This is a genomic window from Ruminococcus sp. OM06-36AC, assembly GCF_003438725.1.
GTDB classification, from domain to species: domain Bacteria; phylum Bacillota; class Clostridia; order Oscillospirales; family Ruminococcaceae; genus Ruminococcus_C; species Ruminococcus_C callidus.
Genome location: NZ_QSTT01000047.1, coordinates 1 through 1,230, shown reverse-complemented (window position 1 = coordinate 1,230; position 1,230 = coordinate 1). Strand labels below are relative to the sequence as shown.

Genomic DNA, 1,230 nt, shown 5'->3' with positions numbered 1-1,230 from the left:
CATGGGACAGATCATGATTTTTGGCGACGGCAGTGCCCAAGGTCTTTTACATGCTGATACAATTGCATCTGCTGCAGAAGCGATTGAGGGAGCAAAGAACAAAGACCAGCTTGCCAAGGAATTTGAAGAAGCAACAAAAGATCTTGGAAAAGTAGATTATTTTGATGTTGCTGAAGACAAAAATGAAACTGCTAATAATGAGGAGATTGCAGAAGATGATATTTCTGTTCAATCCGAATCAGACGAAGCAGTGCAGGACCATACTGCAGTTATTGCGACTGCTTCGGATGGCGATGCTCCAGCAGGTGAATTAACAGTAACTGGTATTGTTAAACAAGGCGATGTCAATGGAATTAAAGACAAAACGCCGATTTATGTACGTATTTTTGATGAGAACTGGAATGAAATTGAATACCAGGAACTCCGAAGTGGTGACAGTTATTCTGTAACAGCAAGCAGCGGTAGTGGCATCTATCATGTCAAATATGAAAGTGATGGTTATTTGCCGTTTTACTTGAAGGATTTTGGTACTGGTACTTATACTGTTGGATCCGGTGCTTCTCGCAACACAGTAACATTAGTTCCAGGTGATACCACTTGGAATGAAGAACACGACAACGAGTGGAGCGACGATGTTATCAATGGAAAAGACTTGGCATATGTACAGAGTTGCTTAGGGGCATATCGTGGTGATGATGCATTCAATTTTTCTATGGATCTTGATGATGATGGCAAAATTGATCAGGCTGAATTACTGGATGCTCAGAATGCAATCAATTCTGCGAGTGAATCGCAACAGGATGCAAATGCTGCATATATTTATGACCTGAATGGAGATGCCTGCATCAATCATCTGGATATGTATATTATGGCAAGTTTTGTTGGCTACGATTCTTCTGAAATTTCCGACCTTGATTTCAATGGAAATGGTATAATTGATGAGGAAGATCTAAATTCATATATTTCAATTATATATCAATCCATGGATGTTTACTGGTATAATCTTGATTTAAACCATAATGGTGTAATTGACGAGAATGATGCGGAATTTTTGGAAGCGGCTGCAAAATTAAGAGGTCCATCTGATAATTACTACGCATACATGGACAAAGACGACAGCGGCACAATTGATAATGCAGATGTTGAATGGTTTTCTGCCGCATACAAGGCTTCTGGTGATTTGGATTGGGATCATGCCTTTAAAAGAACACTGATCATGCAGGAAAGCGG

Annotated in this window: 1 protein-coding gene; it reads left to right on the top strand. The window is 39.8% G+C overall.

Annotated elements, in window-relative coordinates; genetic code table 11:
* Position 1 precedes the first annotated feature (1 nt).
* Positions 2-1,230: hypothetical protein (locus DXB92_RS12860; protein WP_147330075.1), on the top strand; the 1,229-nt coding region annotated here is incomplete at its 3' end.